General features: G+C 69.5%; 6 protein-coding genes. 5 read left to right on the top strand and 1 reads right to left on the bottom strand.

Features of this window, described 5'->3' with window-relative positions:
- Positions 1-33: 33 nt before the first annotated feature.
- Positions 34-648, bottom strand: coding sequence for a hypothetical protein (locus tag ACZ68L_RS24260; protein ID WP_469580050.1), 615 nt, complete (start codon positions 646-648; stop codon positions 34-36).
- 445 nt (positions 649-1,093) lie between these two features.
- Here ACZ68L_RS24260 and ACZ68L_RS24255 point away from each other — a divergent pair, with 445 nt between their 5' ends.
- The 5 genes from ACZ68L_RS24255 to ACZ68L_RS24235 all read left to right on the top strand — a co-directional run bounded on the left by ACZ68L_RS24255 (position 1,094) and on the right by ACZ68L_RS24235 (position 7,323).
- A complete protein-coding gene (locus tag ACZ68L_RS24255) occupies positions 1,094-1,945 on the top strand; it encodes a siderophore-interacting protein (RefSeq protein WP_469580049.1) in 852 nt (283 codons plus the stop codon).
- 303 nt (positions 1,946-2,248) lie between these two features.
- Positions 2,249-3,697 (top strand): pyridoxal phosphate-dependent decarboxylase family protein, encoded by a 1,449-nt coding sequence (locus tag ACZ68L_RS24250; RefSeq protein ID WP_469580047.1) that lies wholly within the window; start codon positions 2,249-2,251, stop codon positions 3,695-3,697.
- Positions 3,681-4,976 (top strand): lysine N(6)-hydroxylase/L-ornithine N(5)-oxygenase family protein, encoded by a 1,296-nt coding sequence (locus ACZ68L_RS24245; RefSeq protein WP_469580045.1) that lies wholly within the window; start codon positions 3,681-3,683, stop codon positions 4,974-4,976. The genes ACZ68L_RS24250 and ACZ68L_RS24245 overlap by 17 nt, the downstream gene beginning before the upstream one ends.
- Positions 4,973-5,545: a GNAT family N-acetyltransferase gene (locus ACZ68L_RS24240; protein ID WP_469580043.1), complete on the top strand. Its 573-nt coding sequence runs from the start codon at positions 4,973-4,975 to the stop codon at positions 5,543-5,545. Before ACZ68L_RS24245 ends, ACZ68L_RS24240 begins: the two co-directional genes overlap by 4 nt.
- On the top strand, positions 5,545-7,323 hold the full coding sequence (locus ACZ68L_RS24235) for an IucA/IucC family protein (RefSeq protein ID WP_469580041.1): 1,779 nt from the start codon (positions 5,545-5,547) through the stop codon (positions 7,321-7,323). The genes ACZ68L_RS24240 and ACZ68L_RS24235 overlap by 1 nt, the downstream gene beginning before the upstream one ends.
- The last annotated feature ends 43 nt before the right edge of the window (positions 7,324-7,366 follow it).

The following is a 7,366-nucleotide window of genomic DNA, read 5'->3' as shown; positions in this document are numbered from 1 at the left end:
GGACACGGACCCGTGACTGCACCTACAGCTTCATCAACTGCCTCTCCAATCGGTCAGTCCACTCAAATTCGTGCGGCTTCGTGTCGCACGGTCGCGCTCCCAGTGGGCGGCGGCTTCGGCGAGGTGCTGGTCGGCCGGGGCGCCGGTCAGCGACTCCCAGTGGGCGAGCCACGGGCCGAGCGTGCCGGACGCCTCGACGTTCAGTGCGAGGAGTTCGTGGGCGGGGACGGCGGGGGCTGGATCAGTGAGCGTGTGGGACCACCATGCCTGGAGGAATTCCCTTACCGCTGCGGCCTGCTCGTCGGGCCACTGCTGCCAGTGACCGCGAGCGAACGACCGGCCGACGTCGTCCGTGCCGAAGAACGGCTCGATGTGGCCGCCGACGAGGGCTCTGGCGAGCTGGGGGAGGATGCGGCGCAGCACGGAGGGGTGGTCGCTCCAGTCGGAAGCCCGCCAGGTGCGCTCCAGGAGGTCGGGGTCCAGTTCCTTGTCCGGCACCTTGAGCTGAGCAAGCTCCTGCGCACTGCCCCAGTGGCACTCGCAGTTGTGCTCGTCGGGGTGGGCCGTCATCCCTCGGAAATTGACGGCCAGGCCGTCCAGTGCCATGTCGAGGCGAAGTCGTCCGGAGTGTGGGGCGGGCTGCGTCATGGGCGTTCGCCTTCGGGGCTCCGGGGCTTTCGCCGACCGAAGATCGCCATGCTACCGGGCCTGCCGGGGCCGGTAAGAGTGCGGAGCCACTGAACAACCCCGGCGGAGCGGGCATGCGCGGCGCCGCGCAACTCGTTCGACAGCGCACGGCCCCGGGCGGCAAAGTCCGTGCATGAAGCCGCAGCACTGGCCCCTGTACGGGCTCCGTCTCCGCACGCCGCGTCTGGAACTCCGCCTTCCCGGCGGGACAGCCCTTACATGGTGACCCGGCTCGGCAACATCACCCGCGCCGCCCTGCGGGCCCGGACGGTGGGCGGCGGGGTCCCGGTCTGGTGAGCGGCCCGGGGGAACCCTCGAATACACAATGAGGTTAGGCTAACCTTCCTTCGAACACATCGGCGGCCGATTCCCGGCTTCGCTTCCTGTTCCTGGGAGGACCCCCCGCATGACGACGTCCGTCGCACCCCCCATCGCCCCCTTCCGGTTCTTCGACCTGACCGTTCTGCGGACCCGGCGGCTCGGACCCTCCATGCTCCGGGTCACCTTCGGCGGCCCGGGACTGGACGGCTTCGCCGCCGGGGGCCGCGACCAGAGCCTGTCGCTGTTCCTGCCGCACCCCGGCCAAGCAGAACCGGTCGTTCCGGTCGATCGGGACGGCAATTGGTTCGCCACCTGGCGCGCCCTTCCGGAGAACGTACGGGCCGTCATGCGCTCGTACACCGTGCGCGCCCAACGCCACACGCCCGACGGGGCGACCGAGATCGACATCGACTTCGCGCTGCACGGGGACGGCGGCCCCGCGTGCCGCTGGGCCGCCGCCGCCTCCCCCGGCGATCCGCTCAAGGCGCTGGGCCCGGCCGTCGAGGACAACAGCGCCGTCCGCTTCCGCCCACCGCAGGACACCGACTGGGTGCTGATCTGGGCCGACGAGACCGCGCTGCCCGCCGCGTCCGCCGCCCTGGAGTGGCTGCCGGCCGGAATGAGGGCCCAGGTCTGGCTGGAGGTCCAGCACACCGAGGACCGCCAGGCCCTCAACACCGCCGCCAAGGCCCGGATCAGCTGGCTCGTCCGGGACGAGGGCGCGCCCTCCGCCCTGGAGGCCGTCCGGGCGGCCGAGCTGCCCGAGGGGACGCCGTACGTCTGGATCGCGGGTGAGTCGTCGCAGGTACGGGCGGTGCGCCGCCATCTCGTACAGGAACGCCGGTTCGACCGCAGGCGCGTGACGTTCGTCGGGTACTGGCGGCGCGGGTTGAGCGAGGAGCAGCTGCGCGAGACGGCGACGGCCGCGGACGGGTAGGCCGCCGCCACGGCCACGCGGACCGTCACGCATCCCGGCCGCGCGGACCGTCGCACACCCCCGGCGCGCAGGCCACCGCGCACCCAGGAGCAGAGCCGCGCGGTCGGCGAGCCGCGCACGGCCCGCCGACCGGAAGCGGCCATCCCGTACGCGCGAACCGGACAACCTCCGCGTGACCCGGGGGCGAGGGAACAAGCCAATGGAAAGTTAGGTTAGGCTAACCTAACTTCAACATCGGGCCCTCGCCCCCTCCTTCTGCCCTGAGGGCCGATGAAGTTTCCCCGCATCCGGGAGGACCCCTTCATGCGTTCGCACCTGCTCAACGACACGACCGCGGAGCACTACCGGCGCTCCGTGACCGAAGGAGTCGAACGGGTCGCAGCCAAACTCGCCGCCACCGAACGGCCGTTCACCGGAATCTCCGTCGACGAACTCACTCCCGTCGTTGACGCGATCGATCTGGACCGGCCGCTGGGCGATGCGTCCGCCGCCCTCGACGAGCTCGACCGCGTCTACCTCAAGGACGCCGTCTACTTCCACCACCCCCGCTATCTGGGCCACCTCAACTGCCCGGTGGTCATTCCCGCCGTACTCGGCGAGGCCGTGCTCTCGGCCGTCAACTCCTCGCTGGACACATGGGACCAGAGCGCCGGCGGCACCCTGATCGAGCGCCGTCTGATCGACTGGACCGCGGGGCGGATCGGGCTCGGTCCGGCCGCCGACGGCATCTTCACCAGCGGCGGCACGCAGTCCAATCTGCAGGCCCTGCTGCTCGCCCGCGAAGAGGCCAAGACGCCGCCGCACCACTTCACCCGGCTGCGCGTCCTCACCTCGGAATGCAGCCACTTCAGCGTCCAGAAGTCGGCGAAACTCCTCGGCCTCGGACCGGACTCGGTCGTCCCCGTCCCTGTCGACCAGAACAAGCGCATGCAGACCGTGGCGCTGGCCCGCGCGCTGGAACAGTGCGTCGCCGAAGGCGCCGTACCGATGGCGGTCGTCGCCACCGCCGGCACCACCGACTTCGGTTCCATCGACCCACTGCCCGAAATCGCCGCGCTCTGCCAGCAGTTCTCCACCTGGCTGCACGTCGACGCCGCGTACGGCTGCGGGCTGCTGGCCTCGCCCACGCGCCGGCACCTCCTCGACGGCATCGAGCACGCCGACTCGGTCACCGTGGACTACCACAAGTCGTTCTTCCAGCCGGTGAGTTCGTCCGCCGTGCTGGTCCGCGACCGGGCCTCGCTGCGCCATGCCACGTACCACGCCGAGTACCTCAACCCGCAGCGGATGGCCGCCGAACGCATCCCCAACCAGGTGGACAAGTCGCTGCAGACCACCCGCAGATTCGACGCGCTGAAACTGTGGATGACGCTGCGCGTGATGGGCGCGGACGGTGTCGGCCGGCTCTTCGACGAGGTCTGCGACCTGGCCGCCGAGGGCTGGCGGCTGCTGGCCGCCGATCCGCGCTTCGACGTCGTCGTGGAGCCGCGGCTGTCCACGCTGGTGTTCCGCTACATCCCGTCCGGCATCACCGCGCCCACCGAGATCGACCGGGCCAATCTCCACGCCCGCAAGGCACTCTTCGCCTCCGGCGAGGCCGTCGTCGCCGGTACGAAGGTCGGTGGCCGCCAGTACCTGAAGTTCACCCTGCTCAACCCCGAAACGTCCGCGCTGGACATCGCCGCGGTACTCGACCTGATCTCCGGCCACGCCGAGCAGTACCTGGGAGACTCCCTTGACCGCGCTTCCTGAACCCCGTGATCCCCGCGGCCCCCACGACTTCATCGGGATCGGGCTCGGCCCGTTCAATCTGGGGCTCGCCTGTCTGACCGAGCCGATCGACGAACTGAACGGGGTGTTCCTGGAGTCCAAGCCGGACTTCGCATGGCACTCCGGGATGTTCCTCGAAGGCGCCCATCTCCAGACGCCGTTCATGTCGGACCTGGTCACGATGGCCGATCCGACGTCGCCGTACTCCTTCCTGAACTATCTGAAGGAACGCGGGCGGCTGTACTCCTTCTACATCCGGGAGAACTTCTACCCGCTGCGCACCGAGTACAACGACTACTGCCGCTGGGCCGCCGCCGGACTGAGCAGCGTCCGCTTCGACGAGACCGTCGTGTCGGTCGGCTACGACGAGGACAGCGCGCTCTACACCGTGCGCACCGCCACCGGCGGCGTCTTCCGCGCCCCGCGGCTCGTACTGGGCACCGGCACTTCCCCGTACGTCCCGGACGCCTGTCAGGGACTGGGGGGCGACTACCTGCACAACTCCCGTTATCTGGAAGGGAAAGCGGCTCTCCAGGCGAAGGAGTCCATCACGCTCGTCGGCAGCGGGCAGAGCGCGGCCGAGATCTACTACGACCTGCTCTCCGAGATCGATGTGCACGGCTACCGGCTGAACTGGGTGACGCGCTCGCCCCGGTTCTTCCCGCTGGAGTACACCAAGCTGACGCTGGAAATGACCTCCCCGGAGTACGTCGACTACTTCCACGCGCTGCCCGAGGAGACCCGCTACCGGCTGGAGTCCGGGCAGAAGGGCCTCTTCAAGGGCATCGACGGCGAGCTGATCGACGCGATCTTCGACCTGCTCTACCAGAAGAACCTGCCCGGCGCGGTGCCGACCCGGCTGCTGACCAACTCCTCCTTGAACAAAGCGACCTACGAGGAGAGCAGCGGTACGTACACGCTCGGCCTGCACCAGGAGGAGCAGGGCAAGGACTACACCCTCACCACCGAGGGCCTGATCCTCGCCACCGGATACCGCTACCGCCCGCCCGCATTCCTCAAGGGCATCGACGACCGGTTGCGCCGGGACGGGCGGGGCCGCTTCGACGTGGCCCGCAACTACTCCATCGACACCACCGGCCAGGGTGTCTTCCTGCAGAACGCGGGCACCCACACCCACTCGATCACCTCGCCCGACCTGGGCATGGGCACCTACCGCAACGCGTACATCATCGGCGAGCTGCTCGGCCGTGAGTACTACCCCGTCGAGAAGTCCATCGCCTTCCAGGAGTTCGCCGTATGAGCCCGCAGAACCGCACCGACGCCGGGCGCACCGCCCTCGGCACCTTCTCCGTCCGCGCCCTCGACCCCCTCGCCGACGCCGAACTGGTGCACGGCTGGGTCACCCACCCCAAGGCCGCCTTCTGGCTGATGGGCGACGCGGAGCTCCAGGACGTCGAGCGGGAGTACACAGCGATCGCCGCCCACCCGCACCACGACGCCTTCATCGGGCTGCACGACGGGGCGCCGGCCTTCCTGATGGAGCGGTACGACCCCGCCGAGGTCGAGCTCAAGGGGCTGTACGAGGCCGAGCCCGGCGATATCGGGATGCACTTCCTGGTCGCCCCGGCCGACACCCCGCTGCACGGCTTCACGCTCGGTGTGATCACCGCCGTGATGCGGACGCTGTTCGCCGACCCGTCCGTACGCCGGGTGGTCGTCGAACCCGATGTACACAACAGCGCGGTGCACGCGCTCAACAAGGCGGTCGGCTTCGAGGTGCTGGGCGAGATAGCCAAGCCGGAGAAGAACGCCCTGCTCAGCGCCTGCACACGGGAACAGTTCGTCGCGGCGACCGGAGGCCCGGCCTGATGTCCGCATCCATCGACAGCGTCGCCCACCTCACCCCGGAGCACTGGGCCACCGCCAACCGGCTGCTGATCCGCAAGGCGCTCGCCGAGTTCAGCCACGAGCGGCTGCTGACCCCCGCGCCGCTCGGCGACGACCGCTACGCGGTGCGCAGCGACGACGCGGCGACCGAGTACCGCTTCACCGCGCGGCTCTTCGCCCTCGACCACTGGCAGATCGAGCCGGACTCCCTGTCCCGTCACCGGCACGGATCCGAACTCCCCCTGGACGCGGGCGAGTTCTTCGTGGAGCTGCGCTCCACACTCGGCCTCTCGGCGGAGATCCTCCCGGTCTACCTGGAGGAGATCTCCTCCACCCTGGCCGGTACCGCGTACAAACTGACCAAGCCGCCCGTCACCTCCACCGAACTGGTCCGGGCCGGGTTCCAGGCGATCGAGACCGGCATGACCGAGGGCCACCCCTGCTTCGTCGCCAACAACGGGCGGCTCGGCTTCGGCGTGGACGAGTACCGGGCGTACGCCCCCGAGGCCGCGTCCGGCATCCGTCTGGTCTGGCTCGCCGCCCGCCGCGACCGCGCCACCTTCACCGCGGGCGCCGGGCTCGACTACGCAACGCTGATCGCGGGCGAGCTGGGCGAGGAGACGCTGGCCCGGTTCGCGGCCACGATGTCCGGGCTCGGGCTCGACCTCGACGACTACCTGCTGATCCCCGTCCACCCCTGGCAGTGGTGGAACAAGCTGGCCGTCACCTTCGCCGGGGAACTCGCGCAGCGACATCTGGTCTGTCTGGGCGAGGGCGAGGACACCTATCTCGCCCAGCAGTCCATCCGTACCTTCTTCAACACCAGTGCCCCGGAACGGCATTACGTGAAGACGGCACTGTCCGTCCTCAACATGGGGTTCATGCGCGGGCTCTCCGCCACGTACATGGAAGCCACCCCCGCGATCAACGACTGGCTGGCCGAGCTGATCGAGCGCGACGAGCTGCTGCGCGGAGCCCGCTTCTCGATCATCCGGGAGCGGGCGGCCGTCGGCTACCACCACCGGACGTACGAGGCGGCCACCGCCAAGGGCTCGCCGTACCTGAAGATGCTCGCCGCGCTGTGGCGGGAGAGCCCCGTCCCCGGCCTGGCCCCCGGCGAGCGGGTCGCGACCATGGCCTCGCTGCTCCACACCGACCACGAGGGCCACTCCGTCGCCGGCGCGCTGATCGCCGAGTCCGGACTGGCGCCCGCGGTGTGGCTGCGCCACTACCTGGACGCCTACCTGGTGCCGGTGCTGCACAGCTTCTACGCGTACGACCTGGTGTTCATGCCGCACGGTGAGAACGTCATCCTGGTCGTCGAGGACGGGGTCGTACGGCGCACGGTGTTCAAGGACATCGCCGAGGAGATCGCCGTCATGGACCCGGACGCGGTGCTGCCGCCGCGGGTCGACCGGATCCGGGCCGAGGTGCCCGAGGACATGAAGCTGCTCTCGGTCCTCACCGATGTCTTCGACTGCTTCCTGCGCTTCCTGGGCGCGGGACTGGCGGACGAGGGCGTCCTCGACGAGGACACGTTCTGGCGGACGGTCGCGGAATGCGTCACCGGCTACCAGGAGTCGGTGCCGTATCTCGCCGAGAAGTTCAAGCAGTACGACGTGTTCACGGAGGAGTTCGCGCTGTCCTGCCTGAACCGGCTGCAGCTGCGGAACAACAGGCAGATGGTCGATCTGACCGATCCGTCGGGGGCGCTGCAGCTGATCGGCACGTTGCGGAACCCGATCGCCGGACGGGGCTGACCGCCTCGCCCGTGAGACCGGACCCGTCCGGCGACCGCGAACA

The organism is Streptomyces sp. NPDC104309 (genome assembly GCF_055584025.1).
The sequence above is the reverse complement of the archived record's forward strand: the minus strand, read 5'-3'. Positions and strand labels throughout refer to the sequence as shown.

Coding starts and splice junctions, on each gene's coding strand:
- ACZ68L_RS24250 (WP_469580047.1), top strand. CDS start 2,249: ATGCGTTCGCACCTGCTCAACGACACGACCGCGGAGCACTACCGGCGC.
- ACZ68L_RS24240 (WP_469580043.1), top strand. CDS start 4,973: ATGAGCCCGCAGAACCGCACCGACGCCGGGCGCACCGCCCTCGGCACC.
- ACZ68L_RS24260 (WP_469580050.1), bottom strand. CDS start 648: ATGACGCAGCCCGCCCCACACTCCGGACGACTTCGCCTCGACATGGCA.
- ACZ68L_RS24235 (WP_469580041.1), top strand. CDS start 5,545: ATGTCCGCATCCATCGACAGCGTCGCCCACCTCACCCCGGAGCACTGG.
- ACZ68L_RS24255 (WP_469580049.1), top strand. CDS start 1,094: ATGACGACGTCCGTCGCACCCCCCATCGCCCCCTTCCGGTTCTTCGAC.